The 19,599-nt window shown below is 74.3% G+C and carries 17 protein-coding genes and 1 pseudogene; 6 read left to right on the top strand and 12 right to left on the bottom strand.

Features of this window, described 5'->3' with window-relative positions; all coding sequences use genetic code 11:
- Positions 1-13 precede the first annotated feature (13 nt).
- Together ACFYWL_RS06160 and selD are read right to left on the bottom strand one after the other, a co-directional pair.
- Positions 14-493, bottom strand: a complete 480-nt coding sequence (locus ACFYWL_RS06160) for a hypothetical protein (RefSeq protein WP_386968062.1) — start codon at positions 491-493, stop codon at positions 14-16.
- A 179-nt stretch (positions 494-672) separates the two neighbouring features.
- Entirely contained in the window at positions 673-1,662 is a 990-nt protein-coding gene (gene selD / locus ACFYWL_RS06155) for a selenide, water dikinase SelD (protein WP_386968059.1), read from the bottom strand.
- Between the two features lie 287 nt (positions 1,663-1,949).
- Between selD and ACFYWL_RS06150 the strand changes: the two genes are divergently transcribed.
- The 4 genes from ACFYWL_RS06150 (at position 1,950) to ACFYWL_RS06135 (ending at position 5,270) form a co-directional block, all read left to right on the top strand.
- Positions 1,950-2,705 (top strand): amino acid ABC transporter ATP-binding protein, encoded by a 756-nt coding sequence (locus ACFYWL_RS06150; protein ID WP_386968056.1) that lies wholly within the window; start codon positions 1,950-1,952, stop codon positions 2,703-2,705.
- A gap of 58 nt (positions 2,706-2,763) precedes the next feature.
- Complete coding sequence (locus tag ACFYWL_RS06145; RefSeq protein WP_386968053.1) at positions 2,764-3,630, top strand: glutamate ABC transporter substrate-binding protein; 867 nt, start codon at positions 2,764-2,766, stop codon at positions 3,628-3,630.
- Between the two features lie 78 nt (positions 3,631-3,708).
- A complete protein-coding gene (locus ACFYWL_RS06140) occupies positions 3,709-4,383 on the top strand; it encodes an amino acid ABC transporter permease (RefSeq protein WP_386968050.1) in 675 nt (224 codons plus the stop codon).
- On the top strand, positions 4,380-5,270 hold the full coding sequence (locus ACFYWL_RS06135; protein ID WP_386968759.1) for an amino acid ABC transporter permease: 891 nt from the start codon (positions 4,380-4,382) through the stop codon (positions 5,268-5,270). The genes ACFYWL_RS06140 and ACFYWL_RS06135 overlap by 4 nt, the downstream gene beginning before the upstream one ends.
- 114 nt (positions 5,271-5,384) lie before the next feature.
- Here the strand turns inward: ACFYWL_RS06135 and rny are convergent, their stop codons facing one another.
- From rny to ACFYWL_RS06100, 7 genes are all read right to left on the bottom strand, one after another.
- Positions 5,385-7,151 (bottom strand): ribonuclease Y, encoded by a 1,767-nt coding sequence (gene rny, locus ACFYWL_RS06130; protein WP_386968047.1) that lies wholly within the window; start codon positions 7,149-7,151, stop codon positions 5,385-5,387.
- A gap of 746 nt (positions 7,152-7,897) precedes the next feature.
- Positions 7,898-8,614, bottom strand: coding sequence for a regulatory protein RecX (locus ACFYWL_RS06125; protein ID WP_386968044.1), 717 nt, complete (start codon positions 8,612-8,614; stop codon positions 7,898-7,900).
- Positions 8,615-8,628: 14 nt separating this feature from the next.
- Positions 8,629-9,675 carry a recombinase RecA gene (recA, locus tag ACFYWL_RS06120; RefSeq protein WP_043962471.1) on the bottom strand — a complete coding sequence of 349 codons (1,047 nt, stop codon included), beginning with the start codon at positions 9,673-9,675 and terminating at the stop codon, positions 8,629-8,631.
- A gap of 184 nt (positions 9,676-9,859) precedes the next feature.
- Positions 9,860-10,060: a DUF3046 domain-containing protein gene (locus ACFYWL_RS06115; RefSeq protein ID WP_386968040.1), complete on the bottom strand. Its 201-nt coding sequence runs from the start codon at positions 10,058-10,060 to the stop codon at positions 9,860-9,862.
- On the bottom strand, positions 10,051-11,373 hold the full coding sequence (locus ACFYWL_RS06110) for an MFS transporter (protein WP_386968037.1): 1,323 nt from the start codon (positions 11,371-11,373) through the stop codon (positions 10,051-10,053). The genes ACFYWL_RS06115 and ACFYWL_RS06110 overlap by 10 nt, the downstream gene beginning before the upstream one ends.
- Positions 11,374-11,506: 133 nt before the next feature.
- Complete coding sequence (locus ACFYWL_RS06105; protein ID WP_386968034.1) at positions 11,507-12,211, bottom strand: UdgX family uracil-DNA binding protein; 705 nt, start codon at positions 12,209-12,211, stop codon at positions 11,507-11,509.
- 196 nt (positions 12,212-12,407) lie between these two features.
- Positions 12,408-13,745, bottom strand: coding sequence for an aminotransferase class I/II-fold pyridoxal phosphate-dependent enzyme (locus ACFYWL_RS06100; RefSeq protein ID WP_386968031.1), 1,338 nt, complete (start codon positions 13,743-13,745; stop codon positions 12,408-12,410).
- Positions 13,746-13,783: 38 nt separating this feature from the next.
- On the opposite strand from ACFYWL_RS06100, the gene ACFYWL_RS06095 reads away from it, so the two are divergent.
- Both ACFYWL_RS06095 and leuE read left to right on the top strand, forming a co-directional pair.
- Positions 13,784-15,016 carry a bifunctional pyridoxamine 5'-phosphate oxidase family protein/GNAT family N-acetyltransferase gene (locus ACFYWL_RS06095; protein WP_386968028.1) on the top strand — a complete coding sequence of 411 codons (1,233 nt, stop codon included), beginning with the start codon at positions 13,784-13,786 and terminating at the stop codon, positions 15,014-15,016.
- The gene (gene leuE, locus ACFYWL_RS06090; RefSeq protein ID WP_386968025.1) at positions 15,013-15,681 is read left to right on the top strand and encodes a leucine efflux protein LeuE; all 669 of its coding nucleotides are present in this window, start codon (positions 15,013-15,015) and stop codon (positions 15,679-15,681) included. The genes ACFYWL_RS06095 and leuE overlap by 4 nt, the downstream gene beginning before the upstream one ends.
- Positions 15,682-15,780: 99 nt before the next feature.
- On the opposite strand, the gene ACFYWL_RS06085 is transcribed toward leuE, so the two are convergent.
- From ACFYWL_RS06085 to ACFYWL_RS06075, 3 genes and pseudogenes are all read right to left on the bottom strand, one after another.
- Entirely contained in the window at positions 15,781-16,707 is a 927-nt protein-coding gene (locus tag ACFYWL_RS06085; protein WP_386968022.1) for a sporulation protein, read from the bottom strand.
- Between the two features lie 136 nt (positions 16,708-16,843).
- On the bottom strand, positions 16,844-17,911 hold the full coding sequence (locus tag ACFYWL_RS06080) for a hemolysin family protein (protein WP_386968019.1): 1,068 nt from the start codon (positions 17,909-17,911) through the stop codon (positions 16,844-16,846).
- Positions 17,912-18,018: 107 nt separating this feature from the next.
- Positions 18,019-19,353 (bottom strand): annotated as a pseudogene (locus tag ACFYWL_RS06075) (hemolysin family protein); the annotation flags it as partial.
- Positions 19,354-19,599 lie beyond the last annotated feature (246 nt).

Genomic DNA, 19,599 nt, shown 5'->3' with positions numbered 1-19,599 from the left:
CGGCCCCTGGCGGTCAGGCCGCGGCGAGGGCCGGGAAGACCGAGTCCGGGGCCCACCTCGACCGGTGGCAGCGCGACCAGCCCCGGCAGCCGGGGTGGGCCACGGTGCACAGCCGCTGGTCGCTGAGCACCTCGCCGTCGTCGGTCTCCCGCACGTCGAAATGCACCGGGCGGATCGTGCCGTCCGGCGCGACCAGCAGGTGCCGCCCGGCGTCGAGGGTGTCGTCGCGCAGCACGCAGTTGCGGCCGAGCAGCCGGGCCAGCGCGGCGACGCAGGGCAGCTCCGTCAGGCTCTCGGGCACCCCGTAGCAGTCCACCATGGTGCCGAACGCCCCCGGCGCCTCCCAGACGTCGCAGATCACCGCGTACGTCGGCAGCCGCGCCGGGTCGGCCACCGCGAGCGGCATCACCACCCGCCCCAGGGCCTCGGCCAGCGCCGGGTACACCTCCACCGGGGGTGCCCCGTCGATTCTCCAGTTCCACAGCTCGGTCATGCCGCCTCCTCGCTGCGTTCGTCCCACCGGCCTCCGGATCGGGCCTTACTGACGATGGTGGGGGGCATATGACCGCAGCCGGGGGCAAGTTACCGGTCTGTGACCATTCCGGGCAAAATTTCCCGCGCACAGTGGCGGAAAGCTGACACTTTATCGGCTATGGTGCCAGCCCTCCCCGGTCAGCGCACGACCAGCAGGTGCTCACCGCGCGGCAGCAGCTCCCCGACCACCGTGGCCCCCGGCAGCTCCCCGGCGACCAGCAACCCGCCGGAGGTCTGCGCGTCGGCCAGCAGCAGCCGCTCCGCCTCGTCGGCCGCCCCGAAGTCGGTCCACGGGGCGACCCAGTCCAGGTTGCGGCGGGTACCGCCGCTGACGTACCCGGCGCGGACCGCCTCCCGCGCGCCCGGAAGGTAAGGCACCCGGGCCGCGTCGATCGCCACCGTGAGCCGGCTGGCCCGGGCCAGCTTCGAGGCGTGCCCGAGCAGCCCGAACCCGGTCACGTCGGTGCCGCACCGGATGCCGGCGGCGACCGCCGCCCGGGCGGCGTCCCGGTTCAGCGCCGCCATCGAGGCGACCGCCTCGGCGAACCGCTCGCCGGTGGCCTTGTGCCGGGTGTTGAGCACCCCGACGCCGAGCGGCTTGGTCAGCGACAGCGGCAGCCCGGCCCGCCCCGCGTCGAGGGTGATCAGCTCCTCCGGCCGGACCACGCCGGTGACCGCGAGCCCGTACTTCGGGCCGTCGTCGTCGACGCTGTGCCCGCCGGCCAGGTGGCAGCCGGCCTCCCGGGCCACGTCCTGGCCGCCGCGCAGCACCTCCCGGGCCAGCTCCAGCGGCAGCCGCTCACGGGGCCAGCAGAGCAGGTTGAGCGCGACGAGCGGGGTGCCGCCCATGGCGTACACGTCGGAGAGCGCGTTGGCGGCGGCGATGCGCCCCCAGTCGTAGGCGTCGTCGACGACCGGGGTGAAAAAGTCGGCGGTGCTGACCAGGCCGGTGCGCTCGTCGAGGCGGACCACCGCGGCGTCGTCGCCGTTCTCCAGGCCGACCAGCAGCTCCGCCGCGCCGCCGGCCGGGCCGAGCCCGGCGACCATGGCCTCCAGCTCGCCGGGCGGGATCTTGCACGCGCAGCCGCCGCCGCGGGCGTAGGCGGTCAGGCGTACGGGCTCGGTCATCCCCCCATGATCGCCGTGATCCGGCCTGGCCGCCAGCCGGCCGGGCCGGTCCGAGCCAGCCGGCCGGGCCGGTCCGAGCCAGCCGGCCGGGCCGGTCCGAGCCAGCCGGCCGGGCCGGTCCGAGCCAGCCGGCCGGGCCGGTCGGAGACGGATACCGGACTCCCCGGTGCGGATCGTTACCGGTGTTACCGCACCGTGACCAGATGGGTGGCGATCCGCCATGTCGACCCGCCTAGAGTGGCCGGACCGGGGGTCATCCGGCTCAGGCGTACGTGACGACAGGGACGGTGGACGACGTGACGACGGGCGAACCGCTCATCGTGCTGGACGGGGTCAACAAGCACTTCGGGCCGCTGCACGTGCTGCAGGACGTCTCGCTCTCGGTCGGCCGGGGCGAGGTCGTCGTCGTGATCGGCCCGTCGGGCTCGGGCAAGTCGACGCTGTGCCGGGCGATCAACCGGCTGGAGCCGATCAGCTCCGGCAGCATCACCTTCGACGGCACCCCGCTGCCCGCCGAGGGCAAGGCGCTGGCCCGGCTGCGCAGCGAGGTCGGCATGGTGTTCCAGTCGTTCAACCTCTTCGCGCACAAGACGATCCTGGAGAACGTCACGCTCGGTCCCATCAAGGTCCGCAAGGAGAAGCCGGCCGCCGCGCGCGAGCGCGGGCTGGCCCTGCTGGACCGGGTCGGCATCGCCAACCAGGCCGACAAGTATCCCGCCCAGCTCTCCGGCGGTCAGCAGCAGCGGGCGGCGATCGCCCGCGCGCTGGCCATGCAGCCCAAGGCGATGCTGTTCGACGAGCCCACCAGCGCGCTCGACCCGGAGATGGTCGGCGAGGTGCTGGAGGTGATGACCTCCCTGGCCCGCGACGGCATGACCATGGTCGTGGTCACCCACGAGATGGGCTTCGCCCGGCACGCCGCCAACCGGGTCATCTTCATGGCCGACGGCCAGCTCGTCGAGGACGCGCCCCCGGCCGAGTTCTTCGCCAACCCGCGCAGCGAGCGCGCCAAGGACTTCCTGTCGAAGATCCTGACGCACTAGGCGTCCGTCCGTGGAGCGCGTCGTCCCCCGGCGGGCTCCGTCGAAGAAGGAGAGAAGTATGCGTATGAAGCGCGTGGCGGCGGTCGCCATGGCCGCCGCCCTGTCGTTCGGCATGGCCGCCTGCGGCGGCGACAGCGACGGAGAGTCCGGTGGTTCGGGCGCCAAGGGCCTCATCGGCAAGGCACAGAACCAGAAGAAGCTGGTGATCGGCGTCAAGGCGGACCAGCCCGGCCTGGGCCTCCAGACCGGCAGCACGTACGAGGGCTTCGACGTCGAGATCGCCAAGATCATCGCCAAGGGGCTCGGCGTCGAGGCCGGCAGCATCGAGTGGAAGACCACCGTCTCCGCCAACCGCGAGCCCTTCATCCAGCAGGGCACCGTCGACCTGGTCGTGGCGACGTACACGATCAACGACGAGCGCAAGCAGAAGATCAGCTTTGCCGGGCCGTACTTCATCGCCGGGCAGGACCTGCTGGTCAAGGCGGACTCCACGCTCGCCGGGCCGGAGGGGCTGGACGGCAAGACGGTCTGCTCGGTGACCGGCTCGACGCCGGCCAAGCGGATCCAGACCGAGCACCCGAAGGCCAAGCTCCAGCAGTTCGACTCGTACTCGAAGTGCCTGCCGCTGCTGGAGAACGGCAAGGTGGACGCGGTCACCACCGACGACATCATCCTCGCCGGCTACGCGGCGCAGGACCAGTACGCCGGCAAGTTCAAGGTGGTCGGCAAGCCCTTCTCCAGCGAGCCCTACGGGATCGGCCTGAAGAAGGACGACAAGGACGGCTGCGAGAAGGTCAACGAGATCCTCAAGGCCGCCGCCTCGGACGGCTCGTACAAGGCCGCCTGGGACTCGACGCTGGGCAAGAGCGGCAAGGCCGCGCCCGAGCTGGACACCACGAAGCTGACCAACTGCGGCAGCGTCTGACGGAGGCCGGGGCCGGCGCCACGCGGGCGCCGGCCCCGGACCGTCACGACGCGGACGACCTGCCCCGGGAGTCGACGTATGCACGTATTCGCTGATCAGACCAATCTCGACGCGTACCTGTCGGGCTTCCTGTGGATCCTCAAGCTGACCGGTGCGTCGGCGTTCTTCGCGCTGGTGCTGGGCGTGCTGCTCGCCGCGTTCCGGGTCTCCCCCGTGCCGGTGCTGCGCGGGGTTGGCGCCGCCTGGGTCAACATCTTCCGCAACACGCCGCTGACGCTGATCGTCTTCTTCTGCTACTTCGGCCTCTTCTCCACGCTGGGGCTCAGCCTCTCGGACGACCTGGACCTGAACAACTACTGGCTGGGCGTCGTCGGCCTGTCGGTCTACACGGCCGCGTTCGTCTGCGAGGCGGTCCGCTCCGGCATCAACACCGTCCCCGCCGGCCAGGCCGAGGCGGCCCGGGCCATCGGGCTGACCTTCTTCCAGACGCTACGGATCGTGATCCTGCCCCAGGCCGGACGGGCGGTGGTCGCGCCGCTGGGCAGCGTGCTCATCGCGCTGTGCAAGAACGCGACGATCGTCGGCACCATCGGCCTCATCGAGGCGTCGAGCGTGATGAAGGACCTGATCAACAGCAACGGGGACGCGGTCATCCCGATCTTCCTGGTGTTCGCCGGCACCTTCGCCGCGTTCCTGATCCCCACCGGCTACTTCTTCGGCTGGCTGGCCAACCGACTGGCGGTGAAGCGCTGATGAGCAGCACGGTTCTCTACGACCACCCGGGGCCGCGCGCCCGCGTCCGCAACGCGGTGCTCAGTGTCGTCTTCGGCGTCGGCCTCGTCGCCCTGCTCTGGTGGGTCTACCGCAAGTTCGACGAGGCCGGGCAGTGGGAGGGTCGGCTCTGGCAGCCCTTCACCGAGCCGGACACCTGGACCCAGTTCATCATCCCCGGCCTGCGGCAGACCCTGCTCGCCGCGGCCACCGGAATGGTCCTGTCGCTCGCCTTCGGCATCGTCTTCGCCGTCGGGCGGCTCTCCGACCGCCGGTGGATCCGGGTGCCGTCCGGCATCGTCGTGGAGTTCTTCCGGGCCGTGCCGCTGCTGCTGATGATCTTCTTCATCTTCTACGGCGTGCCGTTCCTCATCCAGGCCCCCGTCTCGGCGTTCTGGGCCGTGGTCGTGGGCCTCACCCTGTACAACGGGTCGGTGCTCGCCGAGGCGTTCCGCGCCGGCATCCGGTCGATCCCGAGGGGCCAGTCCGAGGCCGCCTACGCCGTCGGCATGCGCAAGAGCCAGGTCATGCAGCTCGTCCTGGTGCCCCAGGCCGCCCGGGCGATGCTGCCGGTGATCGTCAGCCAGCTGGTCGTGCTGCTCAAGGACACCGCGCTCGGCTACATCGTGGCCTTCCCCGAGCTGCTCCAGCGCGGCGTCAACGACCTCTCGGCCAACTACGGCAACGTGGTGGCAGCGGCCATCGTGGTGGCCGCGATCTACATCGTGATCAACTCGCTGATCACCATGCTGGCGGGTTGGCTCGACCGGCGCACCCAGCGGCGCGGCTTCCGCGTCCCGAAGAAGACCACCACCGGCCGGGCCCCGGCCCCGCTCCTTGAGCAGGCGGTCACCGAGCCGCAGGGCTGATTCGGGCCGCCCGGCCACGACACCGCCCGCCACCCCGCTGCCGATCCCGGCGCGGTCACGGTCCCATCCCCGGCGTGCCGACACTGCTCCCGCCCGGGATGGGGCCCCGCCGGCTCAGCGGGCGATCTCGGTGACCCGGGACTCGCGGACCACCGTCACCCGGATCTGCCCCGGGTAGGTCAGCTCCTCCTCGATCTGCTTGGCCACGTCCCGGGCCAGCACCGCCGCGCCGATGTCGTCGACGTCGTCGGGCTTGACCATCACCCGGATCTCCCGGCCCGCCTGCATGGCGAAGACCTTCTCCACGCCGAGCTTCCCGGCCGCGATCTCCTCGATCCGCTCCAGCCGCTTGACGTACGCCTCAAGGCTCTCCCGCCGCGCCCCCGGCCGCCCGCCGGAGCAGGCGTCGGACGCCTGGGTGAGCACGGCCTCGATGGTCTGCGGGGGCACCTCGTTGTGGTGCGCCTCGATCGCGTGGACGACGTCCTCGCTCTCGCCGTACTTGCGGGCCAGGTCCGCGCCGATGATGGCGTGGCTGCCCTCCACCTCGTGGGTGAGCGCCTTGCCGATGTCGTGCAGGAACGCCGACCGCTTGATGGTCGGCACGTCCAGCCGCAGCTCGGCGGCCATGATCCCGGCGATGTGCGCGGTCTCCACGAGGTGCTTGAGCACGTTCTGCCCGTACGAGGTGCGGTAGCGCAGCCGCCCGAGCAGGCTCACCAGCTCGGGGTGGATCTCGGTGATGCCGACCTCGACGAGGGCGTCCTCGGCGGCCCGGTGGCAGAGCTGCTCCACCTCCTGCCGGGCCAGGTCGTAGACCTCCTCGATCCGGTGCGGGTGGATCCGGCCGTCGAGCACCAGCTTCTCCAGCGTCAACCGGCCGACCTCGCGGCGCACCGGGTCGAAGCAGGACAGCAGCACGGCCTCCGGGGTGTCGTCGATGATCAGGTTGACCCCGGTGACCGACTCGAAGGCGCGGATGTTGCGCCCCTCCCGGCCGATGATCCGCCCCTTCATCTCGTCCCCGGGCAGGTGCAGAACGCTGACCACGCTCTCGGCGGTCTGCTCGCTGGCCACCCGCTGGATCGCGTCCACCACGATGTGCCGGGCGCGCTGCTCGGCGGTGTTGCGGGCGTCGGACTCGATGTCCCGCACCAGCAGGGCGGCCTCCCGCTTCGCCTGGGTCTCGATCACCTCGATCAGCTCGGCGCGGGCGGCCTCGGCGGTGAGCCCGGCGACGCGCTCCAGCTCGCGGCGACGCTGCTCCTCCGCCTCGGCGACCGCCTGCTCGCGTTCGGCCAGGGCGGACTCGCGGGCGGCGAGGGCGGCGCTGGCGGCGGTGAGCTGCCGCTCCCGGTCGGCCAGCCGCTCCACCTCCTCGGTGTGCAGCCGCTCCCGCTCGTCCATCCGGGCGGCCCGCCGTTCCACCTCGGCGGCCTGCTCCCGGGTGGTCGCGGCGAGCACCGCGACCTCGCGTTCCCCGCTGCGGCGGGCCGCCGTGCGCAGTTGCTCGGCGTCGGCTTCGGCCTGCTTGTGGGCCCGCTCCAGGACGGTGTCGGCCTCCGCGCGGGCGTCGTCGAGCACCCGGCGGGCCTCGGCCCGGGCGGCCTTCGCCTCGGCCTTCGCGGCGGCGGCCTCGGCGCGCGCCGCCGACGCGGCGGACTTGGCCACGTCGATGGTGCTGTTGACCTCGTCGGCGGCGGTGCGCAGGGCGGCCAGCGACTGCTCCTGGCGGTCCTTCTCGGCGATGAAGGCCGGGTCCTCCGGGCGGGGCGCCGCGCTGAGCCGGCGCATCGTCCGCACGCCCACCAGGACCGCGCCGACCACGACCAGGACGAGGAGCAGCACCACTCCGAGGAGGACGGCGTCGAAGGCGTTCACGGCCGCGTCCCCGCGCCGGACCGGGACTCCGCCGCCCGCGCGCCGTTGCCGGCCCATGCCCGTGCGCCGTTGCCGGCCGATGCCCATGTGCTGCTGCGGGCCGGCACCCGCGCGCTGCTGGCCGCAGCCCCCGCACCGCGGCGTGCGCTGTCGTCGACCGCCGCCCCGCCGGGACCAACCGTGGACCTCTGCCGCCCCGCCATGGCCGCCTCCCCTGAACGTCGGCGCCGCAGTGAGCGTGCCGGGTGGGCACGTGCGCTGCGGCTCTGAGACGCCCGACCTGAGCGACTGGCCGTGGGTAGCTTTCCGCCGGCGGTGCCCACGGGGCATCGCCGACGGCCGGGTGCAGTTGTCGTGCCGGCCCCGGACCGGCCTGTCCGGAGCTGACACCGCAGACCGGCGAGCCGGCCAAAGTGATGCTGTTCTGTTACGAGATCTATGTTGTGCGCTTTGCTTGCGCTTGGTCGGGCAATGTGAGCCTGTATGGCGAGGCTAGGTCTCCGGGTGCCGTCTGGTCAAGGACTCATGATCAAACCCCCCGAACGGAGAGAAGTTGACGGGTCACCCACCGCTGATGGCGCGTCGGACACGGCCGGACAAAGGAGACCGGACCCGGCCCACACTGCGGGAACCTTCGGCGCTGCCCAGCCGGATCGCTCCGGTCTGCTCGCCCAGCCGGGCCGGGCTGCGGCTCGCCCGCCGGCCAGGCGTCCGCGCGTCCTCGCTCAGCGTCTGGGCGTCCCCGGTCAGTCGAGCGGGCGGACGCCCGGGTCGAGGTCGCCCTCCGCGTCGGCGAGCGCATCGGCGTCGATGCCGTCGGCGAACTCGGCCGCCTCGGCGCTCTGCGCGGCGAGCGCGTCCTTCACCGCCCGGATCGCCACCCCCGGCGGGTAGCCCTTGCGGGCGAGCATGCCGACGAGGCGGCGGAAGACGGCGTCCGGCTCCCCCCGGGCCGTACGCAGCTTCCGTTCGACCAGCGCCCGGGCCGTCTCGGCCTCGGTCTCCTCGTCCAGCTCGTCGAGTGCCTCGCTGGCCACCTCGCCGTCCACGCCGCGCCGCCGCAGCTCGTTGGCGAGGGCCCGGCGGGCCAGCCCCCGGCCGGCGTGCCGGCTGGACACCCAGGCGCGGGCGAACGCGGCGTCGTCGATGATGCCGACCTCGTCGTAGCGGTCGAGCACCCCGGCGGCGACCTCCTCGGAGATCCCCCGCGTGGCCAGCGCGGCGGCCAGCTCGGCCCGGGTGCGCGGGCGCACGGCGAGCTGGCGCAGGCAGACCTCCCGGGCCAGCTCCGCCTCGTCACGGGGCGGAGCCCCGTCGTCGCGCGGTGCCCCCGCCGCCGGGGAGAACGCCCCGTCGGAAGGGTCACGCCGGCCGCGTCGGGGACGGGGCGGCCCGTCGGCGTCACCCGCGCGGGGCGGGCTGGCATCCCAGCCCCGCCCCGTGCGGGCGCGTCGTCCTGTCACCGGTCAGCGGCCGGTCAGAAGTCGACCGGCGGCAGCTCCGGGCCACCGGCGGCGTCGCCCGCGCCGACCCCGACGCCGAGCTTCTCCAGGATCTTCTTCTCGATCTCGGCCGCCACGTCCGGGTTCTCGCGGAGGAACTCGCGGGCCTTCTCCTTGCCCTGGCCGAGCTGGTCGCCGTCGTACGTGTACCAGGCGCCGGACTTGCGGATGATCGCCTGCTCCACGCCCACGTCGATGAGCGAGCCCTCGCGGGAGATGCCCTTGCCGTACATGATGTCGAACTCGGCCTGCTTGAACGGCGCGGCGACCTTGTTCTTCACGACCTTGACCCGGGTGCGGTTGCCGACCACGTCGGTGCCGTCCTTCAGGCTCTCGATGCGGCGCACGTCGAGCCGGACAGAGGCGTAGAACTTCAGCGCCCGGCCACCGGTGGTGGTCTCGGGCGAGCCGAACATCACCCCGATCTTCTCGCGGAGCTGGTTGATGAAGATCGCCGTGGTGCCGGTGTTGTTGAGCACACCGGTGATCTTCCGCAGCGCCTGGCTCATCAGCCGGGCCTGGAGGCCCACGTGGCTGTCGCCCATCTCGCCCTCGATCTCGGCGCGCGGCACCAGGGCCGCCACCGAGTCGATCACGATGATGTCGATCGCGCCGGAGCGGACCAGCATGTCCGCGATCTCCAGCGCCTGCTCGCCGGTGTCGGGCTGCGAGACCAGCAGGGCGTCGGTGTCGACGCCGAGGGCCTTCGCGTACTCCGGGTCGAGCGCGTGCTCGGCGTCGACGAACGCGGCGATGCCGCCGGCCCGCTGGGCGTTGGCCACCGCGTGCAGGGCCACCGTCGTCTTGCCGCTGGATTCGGGACCGTAGATCTCGACCACCCGGCCCCGGGGCAGGCCCCCCACGCCGAGGGCCACGTCGAGGGCGATGGACCCGGTCGGGATGACCGAGGTCTGCACGACAGGGCGCTCCCCCAGGCGCATCACCGAACCCTTGCCGAACTGCTTGTCGATCTGAGCGAGAGCAAGGTCGAGCGCCTTCTCCCGGTCAGGACCTGCCGCCATCGTTGCCACCCCTGCCTTCGCCGGCGTCTTTCCTGAGCTTCGCGTCACGCGGACACGCTAGGCGCTGGGTCCGACAGAAAACCAGCCGACGGGCCGCGAGCTGTGGACGAGCACCCCGCTGTGGACAATAGCCGAACAGGTGTACGACTCGGCAAGCGACACGCGGAGGGAAAGAAAAGGCTGCTCAGCGTAGTCGCGCGGGCACCCGGTCGGGGTACGCGGCGACCACCGCGCGCCACACGACGTGGGTCTGCTCACCCGACCGGAGCGCCTGTTCGATGGTCCGCCCGCCGAGCTGGGACAGCACCTGGTCCGAGGCGAGGCTGGCCGCGTACCCCGGGCCGAACGCCTCCTCCAGCCGGGCCCAGAAGTCGGTCAGCCGCACGGTCGGTCCTCCTTGTCCGGCGCCCGCCCGGGCGCCGCCCGCAACGCTAGCGCCAGCAGGGGCACCGTCGCGATCGCGGCCAGCAGGGTCAGCGCCGGATACCCGGCGACCTGCATGACGAACCCGCTCAGCGCCCCGGCGGCGGCCCCCGCCAGGCCCATCGTCAGGTCGGAGAGCCCCTGCACGCTGGGCCGCACGTCGGCGGGCACCGACTCCGACAGCAGGGTGGAGCCGGCCACCATGGTCCCCGACCAGCCCAGCCCGAGCAGGACCAGGCCGACCGAGAGGCCGGGTGTGTGGTGCCCGGAGCCGCCCGCCACCGCGCAGGCGGCCAGCAGCACGGCCAGTCCGCCGAGGATCACCGGCCGCCGGCCGAGCCGGTCGGTGAGCCAGCCGACCACCGGGGCGAGCGCGTACATGCCGGCGATGTGCAGGCTGAGCACCACCCCGACCACCCCGAGCACGGCGGAGTCGTCGTGGTACTCGCCGAGGCGTACCGGGGTCATCGACATCACCGCGACCATCACGAGGTGGCCGACCGCGACGGCGGCGATGCCCAGCCGGGCCGCCGGCCGCTCGCGGACCACCCGCCAGGCGGCCCGCATGCCCGCGCCGCGCCGCCCGGCGGCTTCGCCGGGAGCGGCGGCGTCGGGAGCGGCCTCGGCGTCCGCCAGCCGGCGCGCGGTGAGCAGCGGGTCGGGCCGCAACAGCGCCAGCAGTACGCCGGCGGTGAGGGCGAACGCCACCGCGCTGAACGCGAACGGGCCGGCCAGCGACGGCAGCCCCCAGCCCCGGGTGGTGCGGTCGGCCAGCGCGGCGAAGTTCGGCGCGGCCACCGCCCCGATCGTGGTGGCCCAGACGACCAGGGAGAGCTGGCGGCCCCGGCGGGTCGGCTCGGCGAGGTCCACGGCCGTGTAGCGGGCCTGGAGGTTGGCCGCCGAGCCCCCGCCGAACAGCAGCATGCCGAGGAAGAGCAGCGGCACCTGGCGGGTCGCCGCGGCGAGCACCACCAGCACGCCCCCGGCCGCCCCGACCAGGTACGCGGTGACCAGCCCCGGCCGGCGGCCGTGCCCGGTCATGATCCGGGTGACCGGGACGGCGAGCAGCGCGCCGCCGACCACCGCCGCGCTCTGCGCCAGGCCGGCGACCGCCGTGCCGGCGATCCGGGCGGCGAGCAGCGCGCCGACCGAGATGCCGATGGTGACCCCGATGCCGCCGATGATCTGGGTCACGACGAGCAGCCGCAGCGTGCGGCGCTGGATCGGGGCGACGTCGGCGCGGCTCGGTGCCGGCGCGGTGAGGTCGGTGGCCATCGGGGGCTCCTCGGTGACGGCCGGGGCTCCGGCGGGGGGGGTGCGGCCCGCCCATCCTCACGCAACCCCCGGACCTTGGACAGTTGCGGTCCCGCCGGAACGACAACTGTCCACGATCGGAAACCCTGGTGGGTCAGGCTGCCAGGGCGCCGGCGGCGACCGTCAGGTCGGCGACCAGCCCGGCGTACGCGGTGTCCTGGTCGTCGGCGCGCAGCACCGCCGACGGGTGGATGGTGGCCAGGAGCCGGACCGCCGGGGCGTCGGCGACCCCGCCGGCCGAGTCGACCGGCACCCGGGCGAAGTCCTCCGGCCGCTCGGCCGACGCCGGCCAGGGCATCAGCGTGCCGCGCTGCCGGGTGACCCGGAACGACGGGCCGAGCAGCGCCTTGGCGGCGGTCGCGCCGAGCACCACGACGACCTCCGGGCGCAGCCGGGCGAACTCGGCCACCAGCCAGGGCCGGCACGCGGTGACGTGCACCCGGTCCGGGGTCTGGTGGATGCGCCGCCTGCCGCGCAGCTCGAAGCGGAAGTGCTTCACCGCGTTGGTGAGGTAGAGGCTCGTCGGGTCGAGCCCGGCGTCGTCGACCGCCCGGCGCAGCAGCCGGCCGGCCGGGCCGACGAACGGCAGCCCCTTCTGGTCCTCCATGTCGCCGGGCTGCTCGCCGACCAGCACCACCCGGGCGTCGGCGCCGCCGCGGCCGAAGACCGTCTGGGTGGCGTCCCGGTACAGCTCACAGCCCCGGCAGCCGCCTGCGGCGGCGCGCAGCGCGTCGAGGGTGTCGGCCTGCGGCGGAATGAACTGCTGCGCACCGGGGGCGGTGTCGGTCTTGTCGGTCATGCCGATCTTTCTACCCCCCGCCGCCCCGCCCACGCAGCCACCCCCACCCGGCGCGCCCCGCCCGCCTCCGGGAGTTGATCAAGAGGTTTGCGTCAGGATCCGGCCGGACGGTGACGCAAACCTCTTGATCACGCGGGCGGGGGGCGGCGGGCGGGGGCGGCGGGCGGGTGGGGGGCCGCGGTGGGGGGTGGGGGCGTCAGGCGGTGAAGGTTGACGGGGGGTGAGGGTGGAGGGCCCTGGCCATTGCGTCGGCCAGGGCCGGGAGGTCGGCGGGGTCCAGCTGGCTGACCGTGACGCGCACGCCGGGGGCGGCGGCGATGCGGAACAGCGCGCCCGGTGCCACCGCCCAGCCGGCGTCGCGCAGGGCGGTGACGGCGCTGGTCTCGTCGGGCACCGGGAGCCAGACGTTGATGCCGGTGCGACCGTGCCCGGCCAGCCCGCGCGTGGCCAGCGCGGCGAGCAGGTCGCCCCGGCGGCGCTCGTAGCTCGCGCCGGCCCGGTCGACCAGGGCGGCCGTGGCCGGTTCGCGCCACAGCGCGAGCACGAGGCGTTGCAGCACGGTGGAGACCCAGCCCGCGCCGACGCGGGCCCGGCCGGCGACCCGGGCGACGGTGGCCTCGTCGCCGGCCAGCACGGCCAGCCGCAGGTCGGGCCCGTAGGGCTTGCTCACCGACCGGACGAAGGCCCATGCCCCGGTCACCCCGGCGAGCGGGTGCAGCGGTACGCGGGCCAGCTCGGCGGCGTGGTCGTCCTCGATCAGCAGCAGGTCCTCGCGGCCGGCGAGGAGGGCGCGCAGCGCGGCGGCCCGGTCGGCGGAGACGGCCGCCCCGGTCGGGTTCTGCGCCCGGCTGGTCACCACCAGGGCGCGGGCCCCGGCGGCCAGGGCGGCGCGTACCCCGGCCTCGATCGGGCCCTCGTCGTCCACCGGCACCCCGATCGGGCGCAGCCCCAGGGCGGCGACGAGGTCGAGGAGGTTGGCCCAGCCGGGGTCCTCGACGGCGACCGCGTCGCCGGGGCGCAGGTGGGCGGCGAGCAGCCGCTCGATGCCGTCGAGCGCCCCGCCGGTGACCGTGACGTCGTCGGCCGGCACCCCGTCGGCGGCGAGCCGCTCCCGGGCCGCGTCGGCCAGCTCGGGCAGGACGCCGGCCGAGGCGTACCCGATGGGGATGCCGAAGTCGGCGGCGAGGGCGGCCAGGTGCGGGCCGAGGGGCGGGAGCAGCCGGGTGTCGGGCTCGCCGAGGGACAGGTCGCGCACGCCGGGCGCGGCGCTCGGGCGCAGCGCCCGGCGGGTGGCCACCGGCGGGCGGGGGCGGACGCGGGTGCCGTGCCGGCCGGCGGTGGCGAGCAGGCCGCGCTGGCGCAGGTCCTGGTAGGCGCGGGCCACGGTGGCCGGGCTGACGCCCAGCTCGGCGGCGAGGGCCCGCACCGGGGGCAGGGCGGCCCCGGCCGGCAGGTCGCCGAGGCGGACGCCCGACTCGATGCTGGCGGAGATCGCGGCGGCCGTCCGGCCGGTGACCTGATAGCGTGCTGACACAATTCGAGGATTGTACTAGTACGAAAGCGGGTCCTCGCATGTACCCACCCACCCCCCGGACCACCGCCACCCGCAGCCGCGACCGGATGAGCTACGACCGGGCCGCCGCGCACGCCGTGCTCGACGAGGCGTACCACTGCGCGCTCGCGTTCACCGTCGGCGGCGAGCCCCGGGTGTTGCCCACCCTGCACGTCCGCGTCGGCGACACGCTCTACCTGCACGGCTCCACCGGCAGCCGGCCGCTGCTCGCCGCCCGGGGCAACGGCCTGCCCGTCTGCGTGGCGGTCACCCTGCTCGACGGGCTGATCTTTGGCCGCTCCCAGTTCCACCACAGCGCCAACTACCGGTCGGTGGTCGCGCACGGCACCGCGCACCTGGTCACCGACCCCGGCGAGAAGTCCGCCGCGCTGACCGCCCTGGTGGAGAAGGCCGCCGCCGGGCGCAGCGCCGACAGCCGCCGCGAGCTCGCCGAGACCGCCGTGCTGGCGCTGCCGCTGCGCGAGGTCTCCGTCCGCACCCGCACCGGCGGCGTACGCGACGAACCCGGCGACCACGACCTGCCGCACTGGGCCGGGGTGCTGCCGTTGCGGCTGACCGCCGGGCGGCCCGAGCCCGACGCGGGCGTGACCGCGCCGCTGCCGGCGTACCTGCGGCCGGACCGCTCGCCCTGGCTGGAGCCGGCCACGCTGCGGGGCGCGCACGTCGTCCTCGAACCGCTGGACCTCGCGCACGCCGACGAGCTGCACGCCGCCACCGCCGACCCGCAGGTCTGGCAGCACCTGGGCAGCCGCCAGCCCGCCGACCCGGCCGGCACGGCCGAGACGATCCGGGCCGCCCTCGACGCCCACCACCGCGGCGAGCGGGTGCCGTGGGTGCAGCGCTGCGCCGTCACCGGCGCGGTGGTCGGCACCACGTCGTACTACGAGGTCGACCCCGAACGCCGGGCGGTCGCCATCGGCTACACCTACCTGGGCCGGCCCTGGTGGCGCACCGGCGTCAACACCGAGGCGAAGCTGCTGCTGCTCGCCCGCGCCTTCGGGGAGCTGGGCGCGGTGCGGGTGGTCTGGCACACCGACATCCGCAACGAGCGCTCCCAGCGGGCCATCGAGCGGCTCGGCGCCACCCGCGAGGGGGTGCTGCGCCGGCACCGGCTGCGCCCCGACGGCACCTGGCGGGACACGGTGCAGTACTCGCTGACCGACGAGGAGTGGCCGAACGCACAGGCCAGGCTGCGGGAACGGCTTCGCCCCGGCCCGACGCCGGCGCGATGATGTCGGGCGTGCTGGGCATCACCGACATCTGGACGTACGTGCTGGGGACCGTGGCGATCGTGCTGCTGCCCGGCCCCAACTCGCTCTTCGTGCTCTCCACCGCCGCCAAGCGCGGGGTACGCGCCGGCTACCGGGCCGCCGGTGGGGTCTTCCTCGGCGACGCGGCGCTGATGACGCTCTCCGCCGCCGGGGTGGCGTCGCTGCTCAAGGCGTACCCGCCGCTGTTCCTCGTGGTGAAGTACGCGGGCGCGGCGTACCTCGGGTGGGTCGGGCTGACCATGCTGCGCGGCGCGTGGCGGCGCTGGCGGGACCGCAACGACCCGGCCACGCCGCGGCTGATCGACGCCGCCGAGCCGGCGGAGCTGCGCAGCCCGTTCCGGCGGGCGCTGGTGATCAGCCTGCTCAACCCGAAGGCGATCCTGTTCTTCGTCTCGTTCTTCATCCAGTTCGTCGACCCCGGGTACGCCTGGCCGGCGCTGTCGTTCCTGCTGCTCGGGCTGATCGCCCAGGTCACCAGCGCGCTGTACCTCACCGCGTTGATCTTCGCGGGCACGTTCCTGGCGGCGCAGTTCCGGCAGCGGCGGCGGCTGGCCGCCGGGGCGACCACCGGGGTGGCGGCGCTCTTCCTGGGCTTCAGCGTCAAGCTCGCCACCGCCTCGGTGTAAGGAAGGGCCCCCTGTTAACGCATACGGTATAGAAGGGTCCCCTTCTTACCGCACCGGCAGGCGCGCGCACCGGCAGGCACGCGCACCGGCGGGCGGGCGTCAGGTGCCGTCGCCGCCCCCGCCGCCGCCGATGCCCGCGCCGCCGGCGGTGCCGCCGAGGCCGTAGCCGGGGCGGACGGGCTGGTCCGGGGAGCGGCTGACGTGCGCCGACTCGGTGATCCGCGCCGACCAGTCGGCGTGCGCCGCCGCGGCGGCGTGCCGGTTGATCGCGTGGCGCAGCCAGCCGTCGACCACCGCGACCCAGTCCACCCGGTCCGCGTCCGCGTGCCACACCCGGAACCGGCTGATGCTCTGGTGGGTGACGCCGGCGAGGGAGAGCCGGCGGTCGGCCCACAGCAGCACCTCCAGGCCCGCCGAGTTCGCCACGAAGATCACCTCCAGCTCGGTGATCGGCCCGGCGTACAGCGGGGCCACCCACCAGCCGAGCCGCTGGTGCAGCGGGAGCGCCTGCTCCACCCCGGGCAGCCGGCCGTCGACCAGGCCGGCCTGGCGCATGCTGAAGCCGAGCGTGTCCAGCGCGGCGAGGACGTGCTGCTGGGTCGGCAGGGGATGCACGAAGATCGGCACCAGCGCGCCCTGCTCCAGGTCCACGTCGAGGGACGCCTCCGTGCGCAGCCCCATCCGCAGGCTCATCAGCGGCACCCCGCCGAAGATCGTCACCGGGGTCTCCCAGGGCAGCGGCACGGCGAAGTCGACCGCCCGCCGTCGCCCGGCCGGCACCACGAACGCGCCCGCGATCGTCACCTGGTGGAACTGGACGAGCCGCCGGGGCGCGGCCGGGTCGTCCGGCTCGACCTGGCTGACCAGGCCGAGCCGGAGCCGCCGGACCGGCACGTCGTCCGGCCCGGCGCGCAGGGTGACCCGGCCGGGCAGCCGCAGCCCGGGCCGGGTGCTCGGGTTGGGCAGCGTGGTCCGCACCGACAGCCCGGTCCAGCCGGACTCCGGCGACACCCCGGTCAGCCGCACGGCGCTTTCCTCCGTACCCCCTCGGTGGTGGCACGGCTTTCCCCGCCGGCGGCCGGACACTCCTGCCGGCCCGCCGCGGACGCCGGGGCCGGCCCGGTGGGTGCCGGGCCGGCCGCACGGGCGTCAGTGGGGGGCGTCAGCGCATCCGACGGCCCCGGGGCACCGGGTCGGTCTCGTCGTCGAACTCGCCGATGACCTCCTCCAGCAGGTCCTCCAGCGCCACGAACCCGATGGGCCGGGTCGGGCCGCCGCCGTTGCGGACCAGGGCGAGCTGGGCCCGCCGGCCCTTCATCGCGGTCACGGCCTCCGTCACCGACGCGGACGCCGGCAGCGTGAACGCCTCGGTCATCAGCTCCCCGGCGGTCGCCGACCGGCCCGTCGTGGTGACCCGCACGGCCTCCCGCACGTGCACCAGGCCGCACACCTCGCCGCCGGCGTCCAGCACGGCCAGCCGGGACCGGCCGCTGTCGCGGGAGACCTGTTCGACCCGCTCGGCCGGGTCGTCCCGGCCGACCGTGACGATCCGGTCGAAAGGCTCCATCACCTGGGCGACCGTGGTGCCCTGGAGCTCCAGCATGCTGGTGAGCATCCGGTGCTGCTCCGCGCCGAGCAGCCCGTGCTCGCGGGACTGCTCCAGCAGGATCCGCAGCTCGTCGGGGCCGTGCACCTGGGCGAGCTGGTCCTGCGGGCGCACCCGCACCAGCCGCAGCATCGCGTTGGCCACCGCGTTCAGCGCCGACAGCACCGGCCGCGCCACCCGGGCGAACGCCCGGAACGGCAGCGCCAGCAGGGTGGCCGACCGCTCCGCGTCGGTGATCGCCCACGACTTCGGGGCCATCTCGCCGACCACCAGGTGCAGGAAGGTGACCAGGCCCAGGGCGAAGACCAGCGCCACGACGTGGCTCGCCGCGGTCGGCAGGCCCACGGCGTGCAGCAGCGGGCTGAGCAGGTGCTCGATCGCCGGCTCGGCCAACGCGCCGAGGCCCAGGGTGCACAGCGTGATGCCGAGCTGCGCGCCGGCCAGCATCAGGGAGAGCTCGCGTACGCCGTCCAGCGCCGCGCGGGCCCCCCGGCCGCCGCCGGTGGCGACGGCCTGCTCCAGCCGGTAGCGCTTGCTGGCCACCAGCGCGAACTCGGCGGCCACGAAGAACCCGTTCAGCGCCAGCAGCACGATGGACACGACGAGGGCGATGCCGGGGCTCATGCCGCCTCCTCCCCGCCCTGCGCCGGGTTCGCAGCGCCGCCCGGCCTTCGGCCCGCGCCGCCTGACCCGACTCCCGCGATGGTGTCGGCGGCGCCGGCGGCGCTGTCGCCCGGGTCGCCCGCCAGCCGGAGCCGGACCGAGTCGGCGACGTGGCGGTCCACGGCCAGCACCTCGACCAGGGCGCGCGCCCCGGTCTCGGCGTCACCGTCGGCGGGCAGCGCGATCTCCAGCCGGTCGCCCACCTCGGGCACCCGGCCCAGCTCGCGCATGACCAGCCCGGAGACCGTGTCGTATTCCGGCGCCTCGGGCAGCTCGATGCCGGTGCTGTCGGCGACCTCGTCGATCCGCCAGCGCGCCGGCACCACCCAGGACCCGTCGTCCTGCCGGGCCGGCGCCCGCTCCGGCGGGTCGTCCTCGTCGCGGATCGGGCCCACCAGCTCCTCGGCCAGGTCCTCCAGCGTGATCACGCCGGCGAAGCCGCCGTACTCGTCGACCACGCAGGCGAGCTGCCGGTGCCCGGACCGCAGCCGGTCCAGCACCGTCGGCAGCGGCAGCGTCTCGGGCACCAGCAACGGGGGTACGGCCACCGCGCTGACCGGGGTCGTCGCGCGCTCGGCCGGGGGCACCGCCAGCACGTCGGCGATGCCGACGACGCCGGCCAGGTCGTCGACGCCGTCGGCGCCGCGTACGGGGAACCGGGAGTGCCCGGTGTCGAGCAGCTCCACCACCCGGCTCAGCGGCTCGTGCGCCCGGACGGTGTGCACGTCGACCCGGGGGACCATGGCCTCCCCGGCGGTCAGCTCCCGGAAGTCGAGCCCCCGGTCGAGCAGGTCGGACATCTCCGCGTCGAGGTGCCCCTCCTCGCGGGACTCGGCGATGATCTGCTCCAGGTCCTCCGGGGTGGCCCCGCTGGGCAGCTCCTCGATCGGCTCGATGCCGAGCCGGCGCAGCAGCCGAACGGCGGCCTTGTCGAACAGGGTGATCACCGGCCCGGCGATCTTCAGGTAGATCAGGGTGGACCGGCTCAGCGCCCGGGCCAGCGGCTCGGCGCGGGCGATGGCCAGGTTCTTCGGGGCCAGCTCGCCGAGGACCATCTGCACGACGGTCGCGATGACCAGCGCCAGCGCGACCGACAGCGGCAGGGCGACGGCCGTGGAGACCCCGGCCACGCCGAGCAGCTCGGCCAGCCCCGCGCCCAGGTACGGCTCGGCGACGTAGCCGACCAGCAGCGCGGTCACGGTGATGCCGAGCTGCGCTCCGGAGAGCATGAACGACAGCCGGCCGGTGACCTCCAGGGCCCGGGCGGCGGCCTGGTCGCCGTCGTCGGCGAGCTGCCGGAGGCGGCCCCGGTCCACGGCGACGTAGCCGAACTCCTGGGCCACGAAGTAGCCGGTGGCGGCGGTCAGAACGGTGATGAGGACGAGTCCGACGACGATCAACACGGGTCGCTCAGGGCTCCCGGGGTCGTCGGAACGGGAAGATGCCGGGCACGACCCGGCTGGCTACTGCTGCCCTCCTGGGCAGAAGAGTCGATCATGCCGCCCATTTTATCGGCGTCACCTGAGCGCCCGCTGAGGGTGCAAGGAAGGGCCCCTTGTTAACGCATACGGTAGAGAAGGGCACCCTTCTCACCCGCTGGGCGGAACGGGCCCACCTGTTAAGAAGGGGCCCTTCCTATACCAAAAGCG

The organism is Micromonospora sp. NPDC002575, assembly GCF_042889525.1.
Classification (GTDB): domain Bacteria; phylum Actinomycetota; class Actinomycetes; order Mycobacteriales; family Micromonosporaceae; genus Micromonospora; species Micromonospora carbonacea.
Note: the sequence above shows the minus strand (reverse complement) of the source record. Positions and strands in the feature narration are given on the sequence as shown.